The organism is Streptomyces sp. NPDC093094, assembly GCF_044754345.1.
Taxonomy (GTDB): Bacteria; Actinomycetota; Actinomycetes; order Streptomycetales; family Streptomycetaceae; genus Streptomyces.
In genome coordinates, this window is sequence record NZ_JBIVOX010000037.1 from 22,095 (window position 1) to 45,551 (window position 23,457).

General features: G+C 73.3%; 20 protein-coding genes and 1 pseudogene. 16 read left to right on the plus strand and 5 right to left on the minus strand.

Going from position 1 to position 23,457, the window contains the following annotated elements:
• Positions 1 to 100 precede the first annotated feature (100 nt).
• Together ACIQGV_RS38985 and ACIQGV_RS38990 are read left to right on the plus strand one after the other, a co-directional pair.
• The gene (locus ACIQGV_RS38985) at positions 101 to 901 is read left to right on the plus strand and encodes a phosphatase PAP2 family protein (RefSeq protein ID WP_402504062.1); all 801 of its coding nucleotides are present in this window, start codon (positions 101 to 103) and stop codon (positions 899 to 901) included.
• Positions 898 to 2,028 carry a hypothetical protein gene (locus ACIQGV_RS38990; protein ID WP_402504065.1) on the plus strand — a complete coding sequence of 377 codons (1,131 nt, stop codon included), beginning with the start codon at positions 898 to 900 and terminating at the stop codon, positions 2,026 to 2,028. Before ACIQGV_RS38985 ends, ACIQGV_RS38990 begins: the two co-directional genes overlap by 4 nt.
• A 75-nt stretch (positions 2,029 to 2,103) precedes the next feature.
• Here ACIQGV_RS38990 and ACIQGV_RS38995 read toward each other — a convergent pair whose 3' ends face one another.
• A complete protein-coding gene (locus ACIQGV_RS38995) occupies positions 2,104 to 4,155 on the minus strand; it encodes a phosphocholine-specific phospholipase C (RefSeq protein WP_402504067.1) in 2,052 nt (683 codons plus the stop codon).
• 290 nt (positions 4,156 to 4,445) lie between these two features.
• On the minus strand, positions 4,446 to 5,114 hold the full coding sequence (locus ACIQGV_RS39000) for a hypothetical protein (RefSeq protein WP_402504069.1): 669 nt from the start codon (positions 5,112 to 5,114) through the stop codon (positions 4,446 to 4,448).
• A gap of 223 nt (positions 5,115 to 5,337) precedes the next feature.
• On the opposite strand from ACIQGV_RS39000, the gene ACIQGV_RS39005 reads away from it, so the two are divergent.
• The 3 genes from ACIQGV_RS39005 to ACIQGV_RS39015 all read left to right on the plus strand — a co-directional run bounded on the left by ACIQGV_RS39005 (position 5,338) and on the right by ACIQGV_RS39015 (position 6,930).
• Positions 5,338 to 5,997, plus strand: coding sequence for a helix-turn-helix domain-containing protein (locus tag ACIQGV_RS39005; protein ID WP_402504071.1), 660 nt, complete (start codon positions 5,338 to 5,340; stop codon positions 5,995 to 5,997).
• Between the two features lie 32 nt (positions 5,998 to 6,029).
• Positions 6,030 to 6,560, plus strand: coding sequence for a toxin-antitoxin system, toxin component (locus ACIQGV_RS39010; protein WP_402504110.1), 531 nt, complete (start codon positions 6,030 to 6,032; stop codon positions 6,558 to 6,560).
• 133 nt (positions 6,561 to 6,693) lie between these two features.
• The gene (locus ACIQGV_RS39015; protein ID WP_402504074.1) at positions 6,694 to 6,930 is read left to right on the plus strand and encodes a hypothetical protein; all 237 of its coding nucleotides are present in this window, start codon (positions 6,694 to 6,696) and stop codon (positions 6,928 to 6,930) included.
• Positions 6,931 to 6,976: 46 nt separating this feature from the next.
• Here the strand turns inward: ACIQGV_RS39015 and ACIQGV_RS39020 are convergent, their stop codons facing one another.
• Positions 6,977 to 7,840, minus strand: coding sequence for a metallophosphoesterase family protein (locus ACIQGV_RS39020; RefSeq protein ID WP_402504077.1), 864 nt, complete (start codon positions 7,838 to 7,840; stop codon positions 6,977 to 6,979).
• A gap of 274 nt (positions 7,841 to 8,114) precedes the next feature.
• Between ACIQGV_RS39020 and ACIQGV_RS39025 the strand changes: the two genes are divergently transcribed.
• The 4 genes from ACIQGV_RS39025 (at position 8,115) to ACIQGV_RS39040 (ending at position 13,262) form a co-directional block, all read left to right on the plus strand.
• Positions 8,115 to 9,239 (plus strand): ATP-grasp domain-containing protein, encoded by a 1,125-nt coding sequence (locus ACIQGV_RS39025; protein WP_402504079.1) that lies wholly within the window; start codon positions 8,115 to 8,117, stop codon positions 9,237 to 9,239.
• 347 nt (positions 9,240 to 9,586) lie between these two features.
• Positions 9,587 to 11,269 carry a carbohydrate binding domain-containing protein gene (locus ACIQGV_RS39030; protein ID WP_402504082.1) on the plus strand — a complete coding sequence of 561 codons (1,683 nt, stop codon included), beginning with the start codon at positions 9,587 to 9,589 and terminating at the stop codon, positions 11,267 to 11,269.
• Between the two features lie 128 nt (positions 11,270 to 11,397).
• Complete coding sequence (locus tag ACIQGV_RS39035; protein WP_402504084.1) at positions 11,398 to 12,597, plus strand: sensor histidine kinase; 1,200 nt, start codon at positions 11,398 to 11,400, stop codon at positions 12,595 to 12,597.
• Positions 12,594 to 13,262 carry a response regulator gene (locus tag ACIQGV_RS39040; RefSeq protein ID WP_402504087.1) on the plus strand — a complete coding sequence of 223 codons (669 nt, stop codon included), beginning with the start codon at positions 12,594 to 12,596 and terminating at the stop codon, positions 13,260 to 13,262. The genes ACIQGV_RS39035 and ACIQGV_RS39040 overlap by 4 nt, the downstream gene beginning before the upstream one ends.
• Here the strand turns inward: ACIQGV_RS39040 and ACIQGV_RS39045 are convergent.
• A complete protein-coding gene (locus tag ACIQGV_RS39045; protein WP_402504090.1) occupies positions 13,259 to 13,705 on the minus strand; it encodes a VOC family protein in 447 nt (148 codons plus the stop codon). The two genes, ACIQGV_RS39040 and ACIQGV_RS39045, sit on opposite strands and share 4 nt — an antisense overlap.
• A 228-nt stretch (positions 13,706 to 13,933) precedes the next feature.
• Between ACIQGV_RS39045 and ACIQGV_RS39050 the strand changes: the two genes are divergently transcribed.
• A complete protein-coding gene (locus ACIQGV_RS39050; RefSeq protein WP_402504093.1) occupies positions 13,934 to 16,033 on the plus strand; it encodes an MMPL family transporter in 2,100 nt (699 codons plus the stop codon).
• Between the two features lie 334 nt (positions 16,034 to 16,367).
• Positions 16,368 to 17,759 carry a glycoside hydrolase family 16 protein gene (locus ACIQGV_RS39055; RefSeq protein WP_402504095.1) on the plus strand — a complete coding sequence of 464 codons (1,392 nt, stop codon included), beginning with the start codon at positions 16,368 to 16,370 and terminating at the stop codon, positions 17,757 to 17,759.
• Positions 17,760 to 17,843: 84 nt separating this feature from the next.
• Here the strand turns inward: ACIQGV_RS39055 and ACIQGV_RS39060 are convergent, their stop codons facing one another.
• On the minus strand, positions 17,844 to 18,746 hold the full coding sequence (locus ACIQGV_RS39060; protein WP_402504098.1) for a helix-turn-helix domain-containing protein: 903 nt from the start codon (positions 18,744 to 18,746) through the stop codon (positions 17,844 to 17,846).
• A gap of 146 nt (positions 18,747 to 18,892) precedes the next feature.
• On the opposite strand from ACIQGV_RS39060, the gene ACIQGV_RS39065 reads away from it, so the two are divergent.
• From ACIQGV_RS39065 to ACIQGV_RS39085, 5 genes and pseudogenes are all read left to right on the plus strand, one after another.
• On the plus strand, positions 18,893 to 19,162 hold the full coding sequence (locus tag ACIQGV_RS39065) for a hypothetical protein (RefSeq protein WP_402504101.1): 270 nt from the start codon (positions 18,893 to 18,895) through the stop codon (positions 19,160 to 19,162).
• 404 nt (positions 19,163 to 19,566) lie between these two features.
• Positions 19,567 to 20,703, plus strand: a complete 1,137-nt coding sequence (gene tal, locus ACIQGV_RS39070) for a transaldolase (RefSeq protein ID WP_402504103.1) — start codon at positions 19,567 to 19,569, stop codon at positions 20,701 to 20,703.
• Entirely contained in the window at positions 20,700 to 22,292 is a 1,593-nt protein-coding gene (gene zwf, locus ACIQGV_RS39075; RefSeq protein WP_402504106.1) for a glucose-6-phosphate dehydrogenase, read from the plus strand. The genes tal and zwf overlap by 4 nt, the downstream gene beginning before the upstream one ends.
• Positions 22,289 to 23,224: a glucose-6-phosphate dehydrogenase assembly protein OpcA gene (gene opcA, locus ACIQGV_RS39080; RefSeq protein WP_402504108.1), complete on the plus strand. Its 936-nt coding sequence runs from the start codon at positions 22,289 to 22,291 to the stop codon at positions 23,222 to 23,224. The genes zwf and opcA overlap by 4 nt, the downstream gene beginning before the upstream one ends.
• A pseudogene (locus ACIQGV_RS39085) lies at positions 23,217 to 23,457 on the plus strand (glucose-6-phosphate isomerase); the annotation flags it as partial. The gene opcA and the pseudogene ACIQGV_RS39085, both read left to right, overlap by 8 nt.

Here is a 23,457-nt window from a genome sequence, read left to right on the forward strand (position 1 = left end):
TACACTCTCGTACCGGTACGGCTCCGTACCGGTACGTCCTGGTACCGGTACGTCGCCGTACGACCGCATGCACGCACCACCGTCAGTGAAGGGGCCGGGGATGAAGGCACCGACCGAGCCCGACCGGGGGGAGCCGCCCGAAGCGGGGGCCCGGCCGCCCCTGCTGCGCGAGCTTCTGCTCGTCGCGGGACTCTTCCTCGTCTACAAGTTCGGCCGGCAGCTCGCCACGGGCCACACCGACGACGCCTTCCGCAACGCGCATCGCGTGTGGGACCTGGAGCGGGCCGTCCGTCTGCCCGGCGAGGGCTCGGTGCAGTCCGTGCTGCTGCACGGCGACACGCTCGTGCACACCGCCAACGTCTTCTACGCGGGCGTGCACTTCCCGGCCACGGCCGCCTTCCTGGTCTGGCTCTATCTGCGGCGCCCCGCGCACTACGTCTGGGCCCGGCGGGTGCTCGCAGCGGTCACCGCGGCCGCGCTGGTGGTGCATCTGGTGTTCCCGCTCGCCCCGCCGCGGATGCTCGCCGCGACCGGTCTCGTCGACACCGCGCGGGTCTTCGGCCCCTCGGTGTACGGGCCGCCGGAGACCGACCACCTCTCCAACCAGTTCGCGGCGATGCCGTCCCTGCACTTCGGGTGGGCGCTGATGGTCGCGATCGGTCTGATCGTGGCCACCCGCTCACGGCGGCGGTGGCTCTGGCTGCTGCACCCGGCGCTGACGCTGCTGGTGGTCGTCGGCACCGCGAACCACTACTGGCTCGACGCGATCGTCGCGACCGCGCTGCTCGGCCCCGCGCTGGCCGTGGTCCACGCGCCGCGCCGGACGGCCGGCACCGCGGGCCGGGGCACCGCCCGGCTCTCCCCGGCCGGGGACGGCGTGCTCGTGGGGGCGGGCCGATGAACGCCGCGTTCACGGCCGCCGTCGGACTGTCGCTGTTCTCCGCCGTCGCCTACGCGGCCGCCGCGGTCGCCCAGGAACGGCTCGCCGCCCGCTCCGCCGGGGGCGGTCTGCTGCGGCTGCTGGGCACCGGGGCCTGGTGGGGGGCCGTGCTGCTCAACGCCGCCGCCGCGCTGCTGCACGTCGTGGCCCTGAGGTACGGGCCGCTCACGGTGGTGCAGCCGCTCGGGGCGCTCACCCTCGTCGCCGCGGTGCCGCTCGGGGCACGGGTCGCGGGCCGTCGGGTGAGCCGCGACGAGTGGCGGGGCACGGCGTTCACCCTGGCCGGACTAGCCGTCCTGCTCGCCGCCGCGTCCGGACCCGCGCCGGACGACGTGCTGCACCCGGCCGAGGCGCTGGCCGTCGCGGGCACCGCCGCCGCGCTCATCGGCCTGCTGTCCCGGCCCGGCGCCCGGCCCGGCCTGCGGCACGCCACCGCGTCCGGCGTCGCCTCCGGGGTTGCCTCCGCGCTCACCCAGACGGTGACCGTGGCCGCCACCGACCGCACCGGCCCCGTTCTCGGTCTCCAGGTGATCGGCGTCGCCGTGCTCGTCGCCGCCTTCGCCGCCGGCGGCCTGCTGCTCTCGCAGACGGCCTACCGGGGCGGCCTCGGCGCACCGCTGGCCACGGTGACCCTCGCCAACCCGGTGGCGGCCGCACTGATCGGTCTCTCCCTGCTGGGCGAGCGTCTCCGGGGCGGCCCGGCCGGCGTCCTCACCGCCCTCGCGGGGGCCGCCCTCGCCTCGTGGGGCGTGGTGCAGCTGTCCCGCGGGACGCGGCGGGACACCGAGCGGGCCGTGCCCGGCCCGGCGGCCGCCGCCGGGGCCGGAGAGCGGAGTGCCGCTCCGGCCCTGGACGCACTCGTGCCCCCTCCCCCGCCGGAGGAGCCGGTGCCCGCCTCCGTATCCGCGTCCGCATCCGCACCGGACCGGCCGGTGCCGACGGGCGTCACCGGCGGGAGCGGGCGACCGCGGCCGGCCGGGACGACGTGGCTGCCCGGCGCGCGGACCCGGCGGACCGCGCGGGTCCGGCGGCGGAGGCGGGCGCCCGCGCCGCAGACGGAGCCGGTGGACACGGGGCTCGTGGCGTAGCCCCTCCCACCGGACACGCGCAGGTGCCCCGGCCCCCCTTCCGTACGGGCCGGGGCACCTGCGCGTGACGAGGCGTCAGTCCGTGGCGATCGCCGGGTCGCTCACGCCGGGACGGCCGTTCTCGACATGGCCGACGAAACGGCGCAGGAACGCCGGGTCTGCCTCGGAGGTGACCGTGAGGTCGTACCAGCGGCGGCTCGCCGTCAGGCCGACGGTGAGCCTCACGGTCGCGCCGGCGCGCACCCTCACCGTCCGGGGCCGGCCGCCGCGGCCGTCGGTGAGCCTCAGCCGGGCGGTGCCCGTGCCGCCGTGGGTGAAGGTCAGTTCGACGTCGTCGCCGGTGTGCCGCGCGGCGACCTCGGGCCCCGCCGTCCCGCCCGGCCCCCGGAAGACCCGCAGGAAGCCGTTGGGGCCGTGCACCGTCAGGTCGTACGAGCCGTTCGAGTACGCCGTGTCCCAGGTGTCCGCGAGGGTCCTGCCGGCCTCGGTGGTGTAGGTCCAGGGGCCGTCGGTGCGGTTGCCGCCGGTGACCCAGAAGGCCGCGCCGGCCGCGGCGCCGGAGGCGAAGGTGAGGGTGATCCTCCCGGTCTCCGGGTCGAGGGTGCCGTCCACCGCCGGGGCGTACTTCAGCGGCCGGGCCGGGCGCAGGCCGCGCTCCTGACGGGGCAGGCCGGGGTCGGCGGGCGGGGTCGGGCGGTAGTCGGGGTGGCGCTCGCGGTCCCGCGGCGCGTACGCGCCGGTGTCCGGCAGGCACGCCGGGCGGCTGTCCTTGCGGGCGAAGTCGAAGGCCGAGGTCAGATCGCCGCAGACGGCGCGGCGCCACGGCGAGATGTTCGGCTCGCGCACCCCGAAGCGGCGCTCCATGAAACGCAGGACCGAGGTGTGGTCGAAGGTCTCCGAGCAGACGAACCCGCCCTTGCTCCACGGCGACACGACCAGCATCGGCACCCGCGGGCCGAGACCGTAGGGACCGGCCGGGCGCCTGCTGTCACCGGGGTAGAGGTCGAGCGAGACGTCGACCGTGGACCTGCCCTGCGCGGCGTTCCTCGGCGGCAGCGGCGGCAGCACGTGGTCGAAGAAGCCGTCGTTCTCGTCGTACGTGATGAACAGCGCGGTCCGCGCCCACACCGCCGGGTCGGAGGTGAGCGCGTCCAGGACCTGGGATATGTACCAGGCGCCGTAGTTGGACGGCCAGTTGGAGTGCTCGGAGAATGCCTCGGGGGCGGCGATCCAGGAGATCTGCGGCAGCTTCCCCGCCTTCACGTCGGCCCGCAGCCGGTCGAAGTAGCCCTCGCCCGCCTTGGCGTCCGTGCCGGTGCGGGCCTTGTCGTACCAGGGGTCGCCGGGCCGGGCGTCGCGGTACCGGTTGAAGTACAGGAGCGAGTTGTCGCCGTAGTTGCCCCGGTAGGCGTCCGGGATCCAGCCCCAGGAGCCGGGCGCGTCCAGGCCGTCGCCGATGTCCTGGTAGATCTTCCAGGAGACACCGGCCTCCTCCAGACGCTCGGGGTACGTGGTCCAGTCGTAACCCAGTTCGTCGTTGCCGAGGACCGGGCCGCCGCCCCTGCCGTCGTTGCCGGTGTGGCCCGACCACAGGTAGTAGCGGTTCGGGTCGGTCGAGCCGATGAACGAGCAGTGGTAGGCGTCGCAGACGGTGAAGGCGTCGGCGAGGGCGTAGTGGAAGGGGATGTCCTCCCGGGTGAGGTACGCCATCGTCGTGGTGCCCTTGGCGGGCAGCCACTTGTCGTAGCCGCCGCCGTTGTAGGCGTGCTGTCCGTCGGTCCAGCCGTGCGGGAGGCCCTCCAGGAACTGCATGCCGAGGTCGTCGGCCTCCGGGCGGAAGGGCAGCACCTCGCGGGTTCCGTCGCTCTGGTGCCACACCGGCCTGCCGCTCGGGAGCCGTACCGGATGCGGGTCGCCGAAGCCCCGGACGCCGCGCAGTGTGCCGAAGTAGTGGTCGAAAGAACGGTTCTCCTGCATCAGGACGACGATGTGCTCGACATCCTCGATCGTCCCGGAGCGATGGTGGGCCGGCAGCGCGGCCGCCCGCTCGATGCTGCTCGACAGGGCGGTGAACGCCGTCGTGGCACCGGCCACTTGGAGGAATCGGCGCCGGTTGACTTCGGGCATGGATGAGGGACCTCTCCTGGTCGCGGATCAGAACCGGCCTGGCCGTGACGGAAATGCGCGCGAAAGGAGTGTTCCAAGAGCACCGAACGGCAGGGAAGGGCCCGGTGGCGCGCGCGTGAAACTCGTCCGTACGCAAGATGCCCGGCCGGACGAGGACCATGCCGGCGCGGACGGGGCGCCCGCGGGAGGCCCTGCCGGGGTCCGGGGAGTCGTGTCGGGGTCCGGGGAGTCGTGTCGGGGGCGGAGGCTGACCCGGCGCCGTCGGTGACCTGAACGCCGGCGGTGCCCGGTCAGGCCTCCGGGGCGGGGACCACGGTGAGGTGGCCCGCCGTGCGGCGGGGCCGTGGCCGCACGCCCCGGGCGGTGGCGGGCCGGCGGCCGCGCAGCACCATCGTCAGGCGGGTGTAGCCCATGTCCAGCAGGGCCTTGGGGGTCTCGCCGACGATACGGCAGTCGGTGACGCCCCAGCGCGGGTCGGGGTGCAGCAGCGGGCGCACGGCACCGTCGTGCTCGACGGCCGCCTCTCCCATGGCCCGCATCCAGTGCGGCAGGCCCTGGCGGTAGGCGGCCTCCATGAGGGGGTCCTGGGCGATCTCGCGGCGCACCGCCTGGAGCGCGGGGTCGTGGCCGTGCCGCTCCAGGGACGCGGCGAAGTGCGCCAGCATGGGCAGGCACCAGCTCGACTCGTGCTCACCGAGGACCGAGCCCGCGTCCGGATGGAACAGGACGAAACGCAGGAAATTGTCACCGGGCATGGCGGTCGGATGCGGTCCGACCGCCCGGAAAAGTGTCTCGAACGCGCTGTTGGCCAGGACCACGTCCCAGCGGTGGTCGACGACGAGCGAGGGGAAGGGGACGGCCTCCACGAGCGCGGCGTAGTCCCGCAGGTAGTCCTGGGCCTGGGGACTGACGGGGGCAGGCCGCGGCGCCGGCCGCTGCCCACCTGCCTGATATGCCATCGGGAGGTCACCCCTCTTGCCTCTGCGGCCTTCTCGCGGCGCACCGATCCTGCTGCTCCGGCTGCAGGCATGTCAACTATCGTGGCATTCCGTGACTGTTGACGGCTGAAATTGGCCACAGTTGTGGCGAGACCTGGATGTGAGTTCGAAGCACCCGCTACGCTCCGGGAAGTTCACGGAGACCACATGCGAGATGGCTGTGCGAGACGTAGGAGACACGTCGGTGACGGATGGCTACGAGGTTCCGGGCGGCACGGCGTCGGCTGTCCTGCCGGCCGTCGTCGCTCGTGTCACCGCGCTCGCCGACCGGCTCGGCGTGCCGCACGCGGAACTGTTCGACACGGCCCGTCTGTCCGTGGCCTCCGGTGTCCCCGAGCCCGTCGTGAAGGACCTGCTCCAGGGCCGCCCGGCCGGCGAGCCCGATGTGCAGGCCCGCTTCCTGCAACGGCTCGACCTGCTGCGCCGCACCCGGCTCAAGCCCAACGGCCGCAGACACACCCAGCAGGAGATCGCCGACGGCGCGGGCATGTCCCGGCAGCAGGCCGGCGCGCTCATCAACGGCGACCGGCGCCCCACCATGGAGCACTGCGACGCCATCCAGCGGTTCTTCCGGGTGCACGCCGGCTTTCTGACCGCCGAGGACGGCGAGGCGCTCGCCATCGCCCTCCAGCGCACCGAGCAGGACCTGCTCCAGAAGCTCGCCGACCGCGACCGGGAGGCGGCGGCAGCCGCCCCGAAGGACCCGCTGGAGCGGCTGCTCCAGGACCACGGGGTGCGCGGCATCGCCTGGCGGGCCGCCCAACTGCCCACCGACCAGCACCGCGACAAGGTCGCCGAGTGGCTGGACATGCTTCTGGAGAGCGTCAAACGGCCCGAGTCGTGAGCCGGGGGAGAACTGTGGGCGTCCGCAGGGAGATGCGCCGCCTGTGCGGCGACCTGGTCGGGGAGGTGCGGCTGCCCGCGCCCGCGGTCCCCGCAGAGCTGTACACCGAGCTGTGCGGCGCGATGAGCCGGCGGCGTGGGCGCCCGGTGCGCTTCCGCACGGCGGCCTTCCCCGCGGACACCGCGAGCGGCCTGTGGATCGACATGGCGGAGCAGGACCTGGTGGTCGTCGAGGAACGGACCGACCCCGCGCATCAACTGGTCATCCTCGGGCACGAATTGTGGCACATGCAGGCCGGGCACCACGGCCGTCATGTGGCGGGCGCGGCGGTCGCCGCCCGGCTGCTCGACGACTCCGCCGACCTCCAGGCGACCGTGCTGAGGGTGGCCGCCCGCAGCCGCTTCGACCACGACGACGAGCGGGAGGCGGAGGCGTTCGGGCTGCTGCTGGCGAGCAAGTGCCGGACCTGGCTGACCGGTTCGGCCGGACGCGGTCCGGTGCGGCGCGACCGGCTGGCCGGCCGGATCGAGGCGTCCCTGGGGTACCGGGGACCGCAGGGCTGAGGGCGGCACGGGCCGTCGGCGTGGTTCCGCCTCCGCCGAGCGGGCGAACCGGGGTGCGGCCCCACCGGATCGTCGGTGGCGGCGGGCAAGCTGGAGGGTGCGCCAGCGCATCCGACACGGGGAGAGCCGACCTATGCCCACGTCCGTACCGACCGACCGCGAACGCGCCGCCGTCCAGGCATATCTGCGTCTGCTGCACACCGTCCGCGCGGCCTTCGACGGCGCCGGCGGCCCGCCGGACGGCCGGCGGCCGCCCGTGGTCCCGCCCTCCGTGCTCGCCGAGGCGGACCGGGCCCTGACCCTGGCCGGCCTGCGGGGCGACGAGGAGGAGTTCTTCCGTCTGCTCCGGGCCTGGCAGCCGAGAGGGTGATCCCCCCTCGCCCGCCACGGCGGACCGCGAAGGACCGGCTCCGCGCTCAGGGCCGGTCGAGCGTCTCGCGGGGCAGGACGGAGCGGGGGACGCCCGGCGGCCGGTCGCGGCGGCGCCACTCGCGGGGGTAGCCGACCGAGACCTCCTCGAAGGGGACCCCGTCGAGGACGGTGCTGCGGGGGATGTGCAGATGGCCGTAGACCATGGCCGCCACCCGGAACCTGCGGTGCCAGTCCGCGGTGAGCGTGGTGCCGCACCACATGGCGAACTCGGGGTACCACAGCACGTCCGTCGGATGCCGGTCCAGCGGATAGTGGTTCACCAGCACCAGGGGCAGTTCCCCGGACTGCCCGGCCAGCCTGCGCCCGGTCAGCTCGACCCGTGCCCGGCACCATGCCTCCCGCGACGGGTAGGGGTCCGGGTGCAGCAGGTGCTCGTCGTTGCAGACGACCCCGGTCCCGTGCGCGTAGGCCAGGCCCTCCGCCTTGGTCGCGCAGCCCTCCGGCAGGAAGGAGTAGTCGTACAGCAGGAACAGCGGCGCCACCACGGCCGGACCGCCCGGTCCCTCCCACACCGGGTAGGGGTCCTCGGGCGTGACCACGCCCAGCTCGCGGCAGAGCGCGACCAGGTGCTCGTAGCGGGCCACGCCGCGCAGCGTCACGGAGTCACGGGGGTGGGTCCACAGCTCGTGGTTGCCGGGCGCCCAGACGACCTTGCGGAAGCGGCCCGCGAGCAGTTCCAGGGCCCAGCGGACGTCCTCGACGGTCTCGGCCACGTCACCGGCCACCAGGAGCCAGTCGTCGGGCGACCGCGGACACAGCTTCTCGACCAGTTCCCGGTTCTCCGGATATCCGATGTGCAGGTCGCTGATGGCCAGCAGCCGCCCGCCCTCGCCGACCCCAGACGCCACCGGCCCGCTCCCCCCTCGCGATCGACCGTCCGCCCCTACGACAGCACATCACGCAGGCGCCCGACAAGCCGCTCGGGCGTCCTCGCGGCGCCGTGTCGCGGGCCGGGGGATCCTTAACACGCGCGTTGCACGCGGCACCCCCCGGAAGCCGTATGATCCCCCCGACACCACCGCCACGAAACTCCCTTCACCAGGGCGGTTCGGTGTACCTCCCTTCTTCCTGCCCGGGCACGGGCCGATCCGCCGTGCCCGTGAACCGTGAAAGGCGGCCTGCATGGTCTCTCGCGTACGCGTCTGGCTCAACCGCACGTACGCGGAGAACGTGTTCTTCATTGAGCAGCTGCGCCGAAATCCCAGCGACCGCGCCGTCGAGGTCCACGCCACGCACGGCGACCCCGACTCGCCGGTGCTCGCCGCCGCCGACACCGCCGACCTGGAGCCCGAGGGACTGTCCCCGGCCGCGTACGTCGAGTTCGCCCTCGACCAGTGCGCCCGGCGCGGCATCGACGTGTTCGTCCCCCGGCTGCACCAGGAGGCGGTCTCGGCCCATCGCGCGGACTTCGCCGCGGTGGGCACCGCGCTGCTGGCCCCGCCGCCGGAGGCGATCTCCGTCTTCGAGGACAAGATCGTCGCCTATGAGGCCGTCCAGGCGATCGGCGTGCCGGTGCCGCCGTGGTGGCGGGTGCGCACGGCCGACGAACTGGTCGCGGCGGTGGAGGAGTTGGAGGACGCCGGGCACAAGGCGTGCTTCAAGCCCGCCTCGGGCGCCGGCGGTGTCGGCTTCCGGGTCGTCACCCGCGCGCCCTTCTCGCTCGTGCACCTCAGCGGCTTCCCGGGCCCGTACGTGCATCTCGACCTGGTCGTCGAGGCGCTGCGGCAGGCCGAGGAGCCGGTGGACTGGCTGGTGATGCCGCGGCTGGAGCAGCCGGAGGTGTCGGTGGACTGCCTCACCGGGGCGGACGACCGGCTGAGGCTCGCCGTGGGCCGCACGAAGAACGGGCGGCGGCGCGGGTTCACGCTGCACGAGCAGTGGCTGGAGCCGGCGCGGGCGATCGCCGAGGGGTTCGGGCTGCGGTACCTGTCCAACATCCAGTTCCGGATGTTCGGGGACCGGCCCGTCCTGATGGACGTCAACACACGGCCCGCCGGAGGGCTGCACCAGCTGTCGCTGTGCGGGATCAACGTGCCGTGGCTGGCCGTGCAGCTGGCGCTCGGCGAGGATCCGGGCGAGGTCGCCCCGCCGTTCCTCGGGCAGGACTACACGGTGGTGTCGGGGCCCCGGCCGCTGCGGCCCGTCTCCCTGCCGCAGCAGAGGGCGGAGGCGGCCGGGGAGCTGCTGCCGGCCGTGCCCGCGCCGTCCGGGGCCGTCGAGGCGGCGGCTCAGGCGCTGCCGCTCTAGGGCCCCGGGCCGCCCGCCGGGTGCGGGCGCGAACGGCACAGACTCGGCGGGGGCCCGGGGTTGCCGGGTACCGCCCGCCGGATGCGGGCGCGAACGGCACAGACTCGGCGGGGGCCCGGGGTTGCCGGGTACCGCCCGCCGGGTGCGGGCGCGAACGGCCGCCCGCGCGGTTCCCGCACCTGCGCCCCGCACCGCCGGGGCGCGGCCCCGCATCACCCACCGGTATGGACCGATCGCGCGTCACCCCTTGACACCGCGATTGGTCCATACCAACTTTGTTGGCGCACCTCCGCACCTCCGCACCCCTTGTGCACTCCCGAACACCCCACATTCCCCAGGGAGATCGCGTGCGCTCCTCACTCCTCAGTCGCTCCAGACGCAGACTCCTCGCGCTGTGCGGCGCCGTCGGCCTCGCGCTCGGCGGGGCCGTCGCTCTTCCCGGCACCGCTCACGCGGCCAACATCCTGAACAACCCCGGCTTCGAATCGGGCGCCCTGTCCCCGTGGTCCTGCACGGGCAACCTCGGTTCGGTGGTCTCCTCCCCCGTGCACGGCGGCTCGCGGGCGCTCCAGGGCGCCGCCGGTGCGAGCGACAACGCCAAGTGCGGTCAGACCGTGGCGGTCCAGCCGAACACGACGTACACGCTGGCCGGCTGGGTCCGTGGCTCCTACGTCTACCTCGGGGTGGACGGATCCGCCTCGACCTGGACGAACTCCCCGTCGGCCTACAGCCGGCTGAGCCTGTCGTTCACCACCGGCGCCTCGCAGACCAGCGCCCGCGTGTACGTCCACGGCTGGTACGGCCAAGGGGCCTACCAGGCCGACGACATCAGCCTCGACGGGCCCGGCGGAGGCGGCGACACCCAGGCGCCGAGCGTGCCGGGGAACCTGCGCTCCACGGCCAAGTCGTCGTCGAGCGTGTCGCTGGCGTGGAACGCCTCGACCGACGACGTCGGGGTCACGGGGTACGACGTCCACGGCGGTGCCGGCCAGGTGCTGAGCGTGTCCGGGACGAGCGCCACGGTCTCCGGGCTCTCGCCGAGCACCTCGTACACGTTCACCGTGCGCGCCCGGGACGCGGCCGGCAACAGCTCCGCCGCCTCGAACGCGGTGACGGTCACCACGGACCCGGGCGGCGGCGGGGGGACCGGCTTCAAGCAGGCCGCGCCGTACCTGTACCTCGGCTGGGGCGACCCGCCCAGCGCGAGCTCGGTGATGAGCGCGACCGGGATCAAGTGGTACACGATGGCGTTCATCCTCTCCTCCGGCGGCTGCAATCCCGCCTGGGACGGCAGCCGGCCGCTGACCGGCGGCAACGACCAGAGCGTCATCAACTCCGTCCGCGCGGCCGGCGGCGACATCGTCCCGTCGATCGGCGGCTGGAGCGGCAACAAGCTCGGCCCGAACTGCTCGACGGCCGAGGCGCTCGCGGGCGCGTACCAGCGGGTGATCGACGCCTACGGACTGAAGGCGATCGACGTCGACATCGAGAACACGGACGAGTTCGAGAACGCGGTCGTGCAGGACCGTGTCCTGAACGCGCTGAAGATCGTCAAGGCGAACAACCCGGGCCTGCGCACGATCCTCACCTTCGGCACCTCGACGACCGGCCCCACGTACTGGGGCAACCGGCTGATCGACCAGGCCAGGGCGCTGAACGCGGACATCGACGTCTTCACGATCATGCCGTTCGACTTCGGCGGCGGCGCCGACATGTACGGCAGCACCGTGAGCGCGACCGAGGGGCTGAAGAACAAGCTGAGGTCGGCGTTCGGCTGGGACGACGCCACGGCGTACGCGCACATCGGCATCTCCGGCATGAACGGACTGTCCGACCAGCAGGAGCTCACCTCGACCGCGGCCTGGACCCAGATCCGCGACTGGGCGAACGCGCACCACATCGCCCGGCTCGCCTTCTGGTCGGTCAACCGTGACCGGCCCTGCCCGGGCGGCGGCGTGACCAGCAACTGCTCCGGCATCAGCCAGAACAACTGGCAGTTCACCTCGATCACCGCCGGGTTCACCGGCTGAGCGTGCACGGCACGGCCCGAGGGCGTCTCCCCCGTGGAGGCGCCCTCGGCGCATATCCCTCTCACCGGCGAGGCACCTGTCTTGACCGGCCTGAATACTGGAACGGTCCTTGTCGCGAGGAGCCGCCCATGTCCACCCGGTCCTGGATCACCCCCGCCGTCGCCCGGCTGCGCACGGCGAACCCGTACGCCGTCGACGGCGCCCTGGCCGCGCTGGTGCTGTTCGCCGCGTCCCTTCAGTGGATCTTCCCCGACGAGGGAGAGGACCGGCTGACCTGGCAGGGCTTCCTGCTCGGCGCGGCGACGGCGGTACCGCTGGTGTGGCGGCGCCGGGCCCCCTTCGCGACGGCGTGCGCGGTGTCGGCGGCCACCACCGCGATGGCGGTCCACCACGCCCCGCCGCCGACCGTGATCTACGGCGGGCTCGTCGTCCTGTACACGGTCGCCGCGCTCTGTCCGCCCTGGGAACGGCGGTTCATGCTGCTGGGCTGGCTGCTCGGCGTGTTCCTCACCGTGCTGCTGAAGGAGGGCGCCCAGCCCTTCGAGTACGCGTTCCATCTGCTGAGCGTGGTGTGCGCGTACGCGGTCGGTGTACTGGCCCGGGTCCAGCGCGCGTACACGGCCGCGCTGGAGGACCGGGCCCGGCGGCTGGAGCGGGAGCGGGCGGCGGACACCGAGCGGGCCCGGGCGCAGGAACGGGCCCTGATCGCCAGGGACATGCACGACATCCTCGCCCACGCGGTCAGCCTGATGGTGGTGCAGGCCGAGGCCGGCCCGGTGGTGGTGCGCAGCGATCCGGCGCGGGCGGAGGCGGCGTTCGACGCGATCGCGGCGACCGGGCGCGACGCGATGACGCAGCTGCGGCGCATCCTCGGCGTGCTGAAGCAGGGGCAGTCCGTGACGGGCGACGAACGGCTGCCGCAGCCCGGGGTCGCGGCGCTGCCCGCGCTGGTCCGCCAGGTGGCGGAGTCGGCGGGACTGCGGGTGGAACTGCGCACCCTCGGCGTCCCGCGGCCGCTGCACCGCGACACCGAGGTCGCCGCCTACCGTGTGGTGCAGGAAGCCCTCACCAACACCGTCAAGCACGCGTACGCTTCCTGCGCGGAGATCGAACTCGACTGGGCGGAGGACGCCTTGACCATCGGGGTGACCGACGACGGGCGCGGCCCGGCCGATGCGCCCGGCGGGCACAGCGGGCACGGGCTGATCGGCATCCGGGAGCGGGCCGCCGCCTGCGGGGGCGAGGCACGGGCCGGGCGCGGCCCGGACGGGGGCTTCCGGGTCGTCGTACGGCTGCCGGTGGCCGCGGACCGGACGGCGTCGGCGTGAGCGTCCGGGTGGTCGTCGCCGACGACCAGGAACTGGTCCGCAGCGGCTTCAGCATGATCCTGGAGGCGCAGCCCGACATCGAGGTGGTCGCCGAGGCGGGCGACGGCGCCGAGGCCGTCGCGGCGGTGCGCCGCCATGAGCCGGACGTGCTGCTGCTGGACATCCGCATGCCCGTCATGGACGGACTGGAGGCGGCGCGGCGGGTGTGCGCCGAGTCGGACTGCAAGGTGGTCATGCTGACCACCTTCGACCTCGACGAGTACGTGTACGACGCGCTGTGCGCGGGGGCGAGCGGCTTCCTGCTGAAGGACGTGCGCCGGGACGACCTGGTGCACGCCGTGCGGGTCGTCGCGGCCGGGGACTCGCTGCTGGCGCCGGCGGTGACGCGCCGGCTGGTCGCCGACCTGGTGCGCCGCCGCAGGGCCGAGGCCGCCTCCGAGGTCACCCCGAGCACGCTGGACGCGCTCACCGCGCGCGAGGTGGAGACACTGCGGCTGCTGGCCCGCGGGCTGACCAACGCCGAGATCGCGACGACGCTGTTCGTCAGCGAACACACCGTCAAGACCCATGTCAGCAACGTGCTGTCGAAGCTGGGCCTGCGCGACCGGGTGCAGGCGGTGATCTCCGCCTACGAGACGGGCCTGGTCACGCCGGGCAACTCCTAGGGCCTGTCTGACGGATCTCCGCCAGAAGGGCCCCAGCCCTCTCCGCCCAGTTCCTCGAACAGGGTCAGCTGGAGGCCGGCGGGTGCCTCCAGGCGGGCGTTGAGGGAGTTCCAGGGGGTGCGGGTCGGCCGGGCGACCACCTCGGCCCCGGCCGCGGCCAGTTCGGCGGTGACGGCGGCGGAGTCACCGACCTCGAAGGCGACCCGGACGTGTCCGGCGACCCGGCGGCCGACCTCGACGTCGTCGATGAACGCGGCATGGCCGGGGTCGGTGAGCTCCAGGGTGGCCCGGCCCGCCTCCAGGACGGTGACCCGGCCGTCCGGCGAGGAGAAGGCGGCGCGTTCGGGCAGCCCGAGGACGTCCCGGTAGAAGTGCACGGCGGCCTCGTAGTCGTCGGCGGTGACGACCAGACGCAGTTCACGGACGGCGGGTTCGTCGGACATGACACTCCTTCGTGATCACGGCATCCACCGGCTCAACGACCGGGCCCGTGCCCGGATTCCCTCCGTCCTTCCCCTCCCTCACTCCCTCGCCCCTCCCCCGTACGAGTGATCCGGGCCGCCTTCTCCCCCGTGCGACGGAGGCCCGCGAACCGCTCCCTCCGGCGATCCGCCCGTACCCCGTCCGGCGGGAGTCTGGGACAAAGCCAACGGACGAACTCGGGAGGGGCCGTGCTCGCCACGCTCGCCCGGGCGGCGACCCGCCGCCCGCTGACCGTCATCCTGTTGTGGACCTTGTTCCTGCTGCTCGGCTTCGGGCTGGGCACGGGCGTCTTCGGACGACTGTCCGACAACGTGCCCGAGGTACCGGGCACCGAGTCGGAGCACGCCGCCCGGTACCTCGACCGCGCCGACCCCGCCGGGGAGTCCCTGACCGCGGTCGTGGAGGGGGTGCCCGTCGCGGACCCGGACCTGCGGGCCCAGGTGGGACGGGCCGTCGCCGACGTGCGGGACGTCGCCGGGGTCGCCGCGGTGCCGGACCCCTACACCACCCGGGGTCTGACCTCCGAGGACGGACGGGCCCTGATCGTCCCCGTCACCCTGGAGGGCGGCCTCGACGACGACGCCGAGGAGGCCGCGGTGGACGCGGCCGTGGCCCGGCTCCAGCAGATCGACGCACCCGAGGTGCACGTCAGCGGCGGCCCGCTGCTGGGGCAGCAGCTCGGCGAACGGGCCCAGGAGGACGTGCGCAACGCCGAGCTGATCTCCCTGCCGGTCGTGCTGGTGCTGCTGCTGGTGGTGTTCGGCGGGCTGCGCGCGGCCGCGCTGCCGCTGGTGATCGCGGTGAGCGGCATCGCGGGGGCGTTCCTGGCGCTGTTCGTGTTCAGCGAGATCACCGACATCTCGGTGTTCGCCATCCAGGTGACGACGATGCTGGGGCTCGGCCTCGCGGTCGACTACGCGCTGCTGATGCTGGTCCGCTTCCGCGAGGAACGGCGGCACACCGACGACGTGGCCCTCGCCGTGCGCCGCACGGTCGAACGGGCGGGCCGTACGGTGCTGTTCTCCGGGCTGACGGTCGCGGTCAGCCTGACGGGGCTGCTGGTCTTCCCCAGCGTGTTCCTGCGCAGCATGGGTCTGGCCGTGGCCGCGGTGGTGGTGCTCGACATGCTGGCCGCGGTCACCCTGCTGCCGGCGCTGCTGGCCCGGTTCGGCGGGCGGATCTCTCCGGCGAAGGAGCGGCCGGACGAGGAGGAGGGCCGGTTCTTCGCACGGGTGGCCCGCTTCGCCGCGCGCCGCAGGGTCGCCGTCCTCGCCGTCGTGGTCCCCGCCCTGCTGGTGCTGGCGCTGCCCGTGACGGGGATGCGGATCGCCGTCGGCGACGCCACGCAGCTGCCCGCGAGCTCCGAGGCCCGGCAGCTGTACGACACCGTCGGGGCGCACTTCCCGCCGGGCAGCGGCGTCGACCCGGTCACGGTGGTGCTGCGGCCCGGCACCGACCCGGCGACGGCCGACCGGGTGCGCGCGCTGCACCCCGGTGCGACGGCGCGGGAGCTGCCGGGCGGTGCCACCGTGGTCTCGCTGCCGGTGGCCGGGAGCGTGGACGGCGACGCGGCCACCGGTCTGGTGCGCGAGGTGCGCCGGATGCGCGGGGCGGAGCCGGTGGAGGTGACCGGGACGGCGGCCCGGCTGGTCGACTTCCGGCAGATGCTCGCCGACCGTGCTCCATGGGCCGCGCTGACGGTGCTGGCCGGGATCTTCGTCCTGCTGTTCGCGTTCACCGGCTCGGTGCTGCTGCCGCTGCGCACGATCGCCACGACCCTGCTCAGTCTGGGGGCGGCGCTCGGTGTGGTGGTGTGGGTGTTCCAGGACGGTCACGGGGCGGGGCTGCTGGGTGCCGAGGGGCTCGGCGCGCTGAGCCTGACCGCGCCGCCGCTGATCGTCGCGATCGCGTTCGGTCTCGCGATGGACTACGAGCTGTTCATCCTGGCCCGGATGCGTGAGGCGCGGGAGCAGGGCGCCGGCGAAGCGGAGGCCGTGGTCACGGGTCTGCGCCGGTCCGGCCGGGTGGTCACCTGCGCCGCGCTGCTGCTGGCGGTGGTGTTCGGCGCCTTCATGACCGGGGGCTTCTCCCCGATCCTGCAGATCGGTCTCGGGCTGACCCTGGCGGTGCTGATCGACGCCACGGTCGTGCGCATGCTGCTCGTCCCGGCGACGATGGCCCTCCTGGGGCGGCGTGCCTGGTGGGCCCCGCGCCCGCTGCGCCGGGTGCACGACCGGATCGGGCTGCGCGAGGAGACACCGGCGGAGCGGGAGCTGGTGCATCACTGAGCCGGACCGTCCCGGCGCGCGCGGGCCGCCCACCGGCCCCCGGAACACGGGCCGCTCCCCCGGCGCGCGGGCCGCTCACCGGCCCCCGGAGCACGGGCCGCCCACCGATCCCCGGTGGGCGGCCCGTTCGCCGGTCCCCGGTGGGCGGCCCGCACCGCTTGTCCCGCTTCACGTCATGAACTCGCCCGCGAACCATGGGATTTACCTGCTTCACCTCTTGACGGCGACGACAGCCGACGGGACATTGGGCGCACCCTTGAGAGCGCTCTCAATCGGAGCTCCGAACAGCGTCCGCAAGGCTCCCCCGCATCCGTTCCCCGAGAGGCACCCCCACATGAGCCGCACCTCAGGCATCTCCAGACCCCGCCCGCTACGGCGGGCCCTGATCGCCGCCGTCGGCACGCTCGCGCTCGCCGCGGCCGCCGCCACGACCGCCACCACAGCGAGCGCCGACGCGCCGACGCCTCCCTCCGGCTGGACCCAGGTCTTCGCCGACGACTTCGACGGGCCGGCCGGGTCGGGCGTCAACACCGGCAACTGGCGCTACGCCACCGGCACCTCCTACCCGGGCGGCCCCGCCAACTGGGGCACCGGCGAGGTCGAGACGATGACGTCCAGCACCAGCAACGTGGCGCTCGACGGCAGCGGCAACCTGCGCATCACCCCGCGCCGTGACGCGTCCGGCAACTGGACCTCGGGCCGCATCGAGACCAACCGCACCGACTTCCAGCCCCCGTCCGGCGGCAAGCTGCGCGTCGAGGCGCGCGTCCAGATGCCGAACGTGACGGGCGCCGCGGCCAAGGGCTACTGGCCGGCGTTCTGGATGCTGGGCGCGCCGTTCCGGGGCAACTACTGGAACTGGCCCGGTGTCGGCGAGCTGGACATCATGGAGAACGTCCAGGGCCTGAACACCGTATGGGCCACGATGCACTGCGGCACCAGCCCGGGCGGCCCCTGCAACGAGACGACCGGCATCGGCGGTTCGAGAAGCTGTCCCGGCACGAGCTGCCAGGCGGGCTTCCACACCTACCGCATGGAGTGGGACCGCTCGACCAGCCCCGAGGAGGTCCGTTTCTACGTCGACGGCACCAACTACCACACGGTCAGGGCCAATCAGGTCGACGCGACCACCTGGGCGAACGCCACGAACCACGGCTACTTCGTCATCCTGAACGTGGCCATGGGCGGCGGCTTCCCCGCGGCGTTCGGCGGCGGCCCGGACGCGGGCACCGTGCCCGGGTACTCCATGGTCGTCGACTACGTGCAGGTGCTGTCGTCCGGCGGGGGCGGCACCACACCGCCGCCGACCGGCAACCGCGACGCCTACTCCGCCGTCCAGGCCGAGTCCCACGACGCCCAGTCCGGTGTGATGACCGAGGGCACCTCGGACTCGGGCGGCGGCCAGAACATCGGTGCGCTGGCGAACGGCGACTGGGCGCTCTACCGGGGCGTGAACTTCGGATCCAGCGCGGCCAGGCAGTTCAACGGCCGGGTGGCGAGCGGCGCGGCCGCCGGGGTGAGCGGTCTGGTCGAGGTGCGCCTGGACAGCCGCACCAGCACACCGATCGGCAGCTTCGCGGTGGGCAGCACCGGCGGCTGGCAGTCGTGGCGGACGGTCCCGGCGAACATCAGCGGCGTGACGGGCACCCACGACGTGTACCTGACCTTCACCAGCGGCCAGCCGGCCGACTTCGTGAACGTCAACTGGTTCAGCTTCGGCCGCTGAGCCCCTCTCCTCGACCGCCCCGAAGGCCCGCCCTCTCCCGGGCCTTCGGGGCGTCGGCATGTTCCGGGCGGCGGCCGGGCCGCGCTAGCGGAGTTCCGCGCGGAAGGCCGCCGGGTTGATGTCCGTGTGCTGGTGGAAGAACTTGGAGAAGTTCGCCGCGTCGGGGAAGCCGACCGCCGCGCCGACCCGGCCGATGGGCAGGTCGGTGTGGGCGAGCAGGCGCTTGGCCTCCAGGACGACCCGCTTGTCGATGAAGCCCTTGGGTGTCTCGCCGGTGGCGGCGCGGACCGCGCGGACCAGGGTGCGGCGGGAGATGGCGAGGGCGTCGGCGTAGGCGCTGACGCTGTGGTTGAGGGCGAAGCCCTGCTCGACCGCGTCCCGGAAGAGGGTGAACGTGGTGTCGGAGCGGCGCCGCTCGGCCTCGGCGGAGCTGGCCGCGAGATGCGCGAGCCGCAGCAGGAACGCGGTCAGGGAATGGCGCAGGACGGCCGTGTGCGGACCGGGCGGAAGGCTCGTGTCCTCGTACTCGCGGCGCAGCTGCTCCAGGGAGGCCGTGAGGCCGGCCAGCCCGGCGGCGTCCGGCCTGAGCAGGGGCGGCAGGTCGTAGCGGTAGAGCCCGGCGGCCTCGACGGTGGTGCGGGGCAGGAAGCCGGGCTGCATGGTCAGCACGGTGCCGCGGTACTCGGCGTCGGCCGGGAAGCGATGCACCTGGCCCGGGCGGATCCACAGCAGCTCGCCCGGCCGGGCCTCGTACTCGGCGAAGTCGATCATGTGCCGGACGGGACCTGCGGAGAACAGCATCACCATGTGGAAGTCGATGCGGTGGACCTTGCCCAGCGGTGCGTCGGCGTGCCAGGCGCGGCCGGCGCCCATCGGGCCGACCTGCATGCCGACGCCGCAGACACCGCGGTCGGCGGGGAAGGCGATGGTCCTGATGCCGTCGCCGTCGCCCGTCCCCGCCCGACGGGGGGTGGTTCTGTCCGCCATGTCGTATCCGTGCCGCCTCGTCCGTACGGGTGATGTCCCACTTTCACCAAAGGCTGACACACGCCGACCTGGCCTCCTAAAAGTCAGACTTTTAAGGTCTAACGCGTCCGACCGGCAATCCCGCGCTTTCAGAGGACTTCTTGAAGATGAGCACGCAGCCACCCGGCGGCTTCGAGCGGACCGGACGCGACCGGCACGCCGTCGACACGGCCTGTCCTGCGGCGCCCGATGCCGTGCGGAAGGCGGGCAGCGGCCGCCCCGGCACCGCGGCAGGCCCGGCCCCGGCCGCGTACACGACTTTTCAGAAGGTGACGCGTCATGCCCCGGCGGACCCGGACCGGACCGGCCACGACCGGTTCGTGCCCTCCCCCGGCCGCCTGCCGGGGCCGAGGGCGGGCACCCGCAGGCCGTGCTGAGCGCGACCGGGGCCGATGCGCGCCTCCCCGCCGGGACGCGCGAGCCGCTCCGGGCCGCCGGGAGGCCGGCGCGGGCGGTGTCCCTGCCGTCCGAGGAGCGGCCGCCCGTGGAACGGCCGCCCGTGGAATGGTCCGGGGAGCAGCCGCGCGTCTGCCGCGGCCGGGGCCTTCCGCCGTCCGTGCGAGCCCGCGGCGCGGTGGGGACCGGGATCGGCCCGGCGGGGTACCGGTTGGTAGGTGACGCAGGACGCATCGTCCCCCTCGACCGCCCCGGCGCCTCCGCCGGCACACAGCCCCTGCCCGCCGAGTACGGCCTCACCGCCGAGAACGTCGCCGCAGCGGCCCGGGAATCGCCGGCCGCCGCGCGCGGTTGGTCCGACCGCCAGAAAGAAGATGATCGCGAAATGACCGAAGCAACCGCCGCCGCGGGAGCCCTGAAGCGCCTCTCCGACGAGGGTGTCTCCATCTGGCTGGACGACCTGTCGCGCAGGCGGATCACGACCGGCGGCCTCGCCTCGCTGGTCGGGACGAAGCACGTCGTGGGCGTGACCACCAACCCGTCCATCTTCCAGGCCGCCATCGGCTCCGGCGAGGGCTACGAGGAACAGCTCGCCGATCTGGCCGTGCGGGGGGTCACGACCGAAGAGGCCGTGCGGATGATGACCACCGCCGACGTACGGGCCGCCGCCGACGTCCTGCGGCCGGTGCACGAGGCCACGGGCGGCCGGGACGGCAGGGTCTCCATCGAGGTCGACCCCCGGCTGGCGCACGCCACCGGGGCCACGATCGCCGAGGCCAGGCAGCTGGCCTGGCTGGTGGATCGCCCCAATGTCATGATCAAGATCCCGGCGACGAAGGCGGGCCTTCCGGCCGTCACCGAGGTGGTGTCCCAGGGCATCAGCGTCAATGTGACCTTGATTTTCTCGCTGGAGCGCTACCGCGAGGTCATGGACGCCTACATCGCCGGGCTGGAGAAGGCGCAGGCCGCGGGCCTCGATCTGTCTAGCATCCAGTCCGTGGCCTCTTTCTTCGTGTCGCGCGTCGACACCGAGATCGACAGCCGCCTGTCCGCGCTGGGCACCGACGAGGCCCTGGCGCTCAAGGGCCGGGCGGCGCTGGCCAATGCCCGGCTGGCCTACGAGGCGTACGAGGAGGTCTTCGCCGGTGACCGCTGGCTGGCCCTGGCCGGCACCGGCGCCAACAAGCAGCGCCCGCTGTGGGCGTCCACCGGCGTGAAGGACCCGGCGTACAAGGACACCCTGTACGTCGACGAGCTGGTGGCGCCGGGCACGGTCAACACCATGCCGGAGGCCACGCTGAACGCGACCGCCGACCACGGCCGGATCACCGGCGACACCGTGACCGGCGGCTACGCCCAGGCCCGGGCGGACCTGGCGGCCGTCGAGCGGCTCGGCATCTCCTACGACGAGGTCGTGGCCGGGCTGGAGGCCGAGGGCATTGCCAAGTTCGAGGTGGCCTGGCAGGACCTGCTGGACACCGTGACGAAGTCCCTTATGAGCAAGGGAGTTGACGGGGAATGAGCAAGGAGAGTCCCGAACAGGTGACCGAGGCGGTGCCGGCGGCCCTGGGCCTGCCGTCCCGGCCTGCGGACTGGTCCAACCCGCTGCGGGACGCACGCGACCGCCGGCTCCCCCGGATCGCGGGCCCCTCAGGGCTCGTCATCTTCGGCGTCACCGGCGACCTGTCCCGCAAGAAGCTGATGCCGGCCGTCTACGACCTGGCCAACCGCGGTCTGCTGCCGCCGGGCTTCTCCCTGGTGGGCTTCGCCCGCCGCGACTGGGAGGACCAGGACTTCGCGCAGGTCGTCCACAGCGCCGTGCGCGAGCACGCCCGCACCCCCTTCCGGGAGGAGGTCTGGCAGCAGCTCGCGGAGGGCATGCGGTTCATCCCGGGCGACTTCGACGACGACACGGCGTTCAAGACGCTCCACGACACGGTCGAGCAGCTCGACGCGGTCCGCGGCACCAGCGGCAACTACGCGTTCTACCTCTCCGTGCCGCCGAAGTTCTTCCCGAAGGTCGTCCAGCAGCTGAAGAGGCACAGGCTGGCGGACGCCCCGGAGGGCTCCTGGCGGCGCGCGGTCATCGAGAAGCCCTTCGGGCGCGACCTGAGGAGCGCGCACGAGCTGAACGCGATCGTGCACGACGTGTTCGACCCGGAGCAGGTCTTCCGCATCGACCACTACCTGGGCAAGGAGACGGTCCAGAACATCCTGGCGCTGCGCTTCGCCAACACGATGTTCGAGCCGATCTGGAACCGGTCGTACGTCGACCATGTGCAGATCACCATGGCAGAGGACATCGGCATCGGCGGCCGCGCCGGCTACTACGACGGCATCGGCTCGGCGCGTGACGTCATCCAGAACCATCTGCTCCAGCTGATGGCGCTCACCGCGATGGAGGAGCCGGCCTCCTTCGACGCGGGCTCGCTGCTCACCGAGAAGCTCAAGGTCCTCAAGGCCGTGAAGGTGCCGCAGGACCTGGACCGGCACACCGTGCGCGGCCAGTACGCGCAGGGCTGGCAGGGCGGCGAGAAGGTGCGCGGCTACCTCCAGGAGGACGGCATCGACCCGGCCTCCGCCACCGACACCTACGCGGCGATCAAGCTGAACATCGACAACCGCCGCTGGGCGGGCGTGCCGTTCTACCTGCGCACCGGCAAGCGGCTGGGCCGCCGGGTGACCGAGATCGCGGTCGTCTTCCAGCGCGCCCCGCACTCCCCCTTCGACTCCACCGCCACCGAGGAGCTCGGCCAGAACGCCATCGTCATCCGGGTGCAGCCGGACGAGGGCATGACGGTCCGCTTCGGCTCCAAGGTGCCGGGCACCTCGATGGAGATCCGGGACGTGACGATGGACTTCGCCTACGGCGAGTCGTTCACCGAGTCCAGCCCGGAAGCCTACGAGCGCCTCATCCTGGACGTCCTCCTCGGGGACGCCAACCTGTTCCCCCGTCACCAGGAAGTGGAAGAGTCCTGGAAGATCCTCGACCCGATCGAGGAGCACTGGGCGACGAACGGCCGGCCGGCGCAGTACGCGTCGGGCAGCTGGGGCCCCGGGGAAGCCGACGAGATGCTCGCACGAGACGGACGGAGCTGGCGCAGGCCATGAAGATCGACCTGACCGACACCACGGCAAGCAAGATCAACAAGGCGTTGGTGCAGGGTCGCCGAGCCATCGGCACCCCTGCCGTGGGCATGGTCCTGACGATGGTCATCGTCACGGACGAGGAGAACGCCTACGACGCCATCAAGGCGGCCGAGCACGCCTCGCACGAGCACCCCGCGCGCACCCTGGTCGTCATCAAGCGGCACGCCCGCACCCCGCGCGACCGCACCGCCTCCCGGCTGGACGCCGAGGTCCGGGTGGGCGCCGACGCGGGCACCGGCGAGACCGTCGTGCTGCGCACCTACGGCGAGGTGTCCGACCACGCCGACTCCGTCGTGCTGCCGCTGCTGCTGCCGGACGCCCCCGTGGTCGTCTGGTGGCCGGTGGACGCCCCCGACGTGCCCGCGAAGGACCCCCTGGGCGCGCTGGCGCAGCGCCGGATCACCGACATGTACGCGGTCGAGCGGCCGCTCCAGGCGCTGGAGAGCCGCGTGCGGTCCTACGCCCCGGGCGACACCGACCTCGCCTGGACACGGCTGACCCCGTGGCGTTCGATGCTGGCCGCCGCCCTGGACCAGGCCCGCGAGCAGATCACCTCGGCCGCCGTGGAGAGCGAGGCGGACAACCCCAGCGCCGAGCTGCTCGCCCGCTGGCTGGAGGCACGCCTGGGCGTGCGGGTCGACCGGGTGGTCACGGCCGGTCCCGTCGTCACCGCCGTGAAGCTGGGCACGCAGCACGGCGAGATCGTCATCGACCGTCCCGAGGGCCCGCTGGCCACGCTGTCGCTGCCCGGCCAGCCCTCGCGCACCCTCGCCCTGAAGGTGCGACAGACCTCCGAACTGATCGCCGAGGAGCTGCGGCGCCTCGACGCCGACGAGATGTACGCCATCGCCCTGCGCGGCGAGGCCGGCAAGGAGACCCCCACCCATGTCTGACTCCCCCAAGCTGACGCGGCGCCCGGAGTGGATCGCCCTGGAGGACCACCGCGCCGAGGGGCAGCCCTCTCTGCGCGAGCTGTTCTCCGCGGACCCCGGGCGCGCGGAGCGGTACGTCGTACGCGTGGGCGACCTGCGCATCGACTATTCCAAGCATCTGATCACCGACGAGACGCTCGCGCTGCTGCAGGAGCTGGCGGCGGCGACGGATGTGGCGGGGCTGCGGGACGCGA

Bases quoted from the DNA above. Each gene is read 5' to 3' on its own strand.
- ACIQGV_RS38985 (WP_402504062.1), top strand. From the start codon at position 101: ATGAAGGCACCGACCGAGCCCGACCGGGGGGAGCCGCCCGAAGCGGGG.
- ACIQGV_RS38990 (WP_402504065.1), top strand. From the start codon at position 898: ATGAACGCCGCGTTCACGGCCGCCGTCGGACTGTCGCTGTTCTCCGCC.
- ACIQGV_RS38995 (WP_402504067.1), bottom strand. From the start codon at position 4,155: ATGCCCGAAGTCAACCGGCGCCGATTCCTCCAAGTGGCCGGTGCCACG.
- ACIQGV_RS39000 (WP_402504069.1), bottom strand. From the start codon at position 5,114: ATGGCATATCAGGCAGGTGGGCAGCGGCCGGCGCCGCGGCCTGCCCCC.
- ACIQGV_RS39010 (WP_402504110.1), top strand. From the start codon at position 6,030: ATGCGCCGCCTGTGCGGCGACCTGGTCGGGGAGGTGCGGCTGCCCGCG.
- ACIQGV_RS39015 (WP_402504074.1), top strand. From the start codon at position 6,694: ATGCCCACGTCCGTACCGACCGACCGCGAACGCGCCGCCGTCCAGGCA.
- ACIQGV_RS39025 (WP_402504079.1), top strand. From the start codon at position 8,115: ATGGTCTCTCGCGTACGCGTCTGGCTCAACCGCACGTACGCGGAGAAC.
- ACIQGV_RS39035 (WP_402504084.1), top strand. From the start codon at position 11,398: ATGTCCACCCGGTCCTGGATCACCCCCGCCGTCGCCCGGCTGCGCACG.
- ACIQGV_RS39045 (WP_402504090.1), bottom strand. From the start codon at position 13,705: ATGTCCGACGAACCCGCCGTCCGTGAACTGCGTCTGGTCGTCACCGCC.
- ACIQGV_RS39055 (WP_402504095.1), top strand. From the start codon at position 16,368: ATGAGCCGCACCTCAGGCATCTCCAGACCCCGCCCGCTACGGCGGGCC.
- ACIQGV_RS39060 (WP_402504098.1), bottom strand. From the start codon at position 18,746: ATGGCGGACAGAACCACCCCCCGTCGGGCGGGGACGGGCGACGGCGAC.
- ACIQGV_RS39065 (WP_402504101.1), top strand. From the start codon at position 18,893: ATGAGCACGCAGCCACCCGGCGGCTTCGAGCGGACCGGACGCGACCGG.
- tal (WP_402504103.1), top strand. From the start codon at position 19,567: ATGACCGAAGCAACCGCCGCCGCGGGAGCCCTGAAGCGCCTCTCCGAC.
- zwf (WP_402504106.1), top strand. From the start codon at position 20,700: ATGAGCAAGGAGAGTCCCGAACAGGTGACCGAGGCGGTGCCGGCGGCC.
- opcA (WP_402504108.1), top strand. From the start codon at position 22,289: ATGAAGATCGACCTGACCGACACCACGGCAAGCAAGATCAACAAGGCG.